This window comes from Azospirillum sp. TSH64 (genome assembly GCF_003116035.1).
Classification (GTDB): domain Bacteria; phylum Pseudomonadota; class Alphaproteobacteria; order Azospirillales; family Azospirillaceae; genus Azospirillum.
Window position 1 is genome coordinate 3,360,111 of record NZ_LGQW01000015.1, and the last position, 325, is coordinate 3,360,435.

General features: G+C 69.8%; 1 pseudogene. It reads right to left on the reverse strand.

The annotated features are described in order from the left end of the window. Positions 1-325, reverse strand: a pseudogene (locus tag TSH64_RS36410) (electron transfer flavoprotein subunit alpha/FixB family protein); the annotation flags it as partial.

The window sequence follows — 325 nt, forward strand, 5'->3', positions numbered from 1 at the left end:
AGCCTCAAGCAGCGGGAAGTTCTCGCCCGACTGCATGCCGCGCCCGCCCGACACCACCACGCGGGCGGATGTGAGTTCCGGACGCTCCGACTTGGTCAGCTCGGCCGAGACGAAGCTCGACAGCCCGGCGGCACCGGCACCCGCGACCTGCTCGACGGCGGCCGAACCGCCTTCGGATGCTGCGGTCTCGAAGGCGGTGGTGCGGACGGTGATCACCTTCACCGCATCGGCCGACTGCACGGTGGCAATCGCGTTGCCGGCGTAGATCGGCCGCTCGAACGTATCGGCGGAGACCACGGCGGTGATGTCGGAGATGGCGGCGACG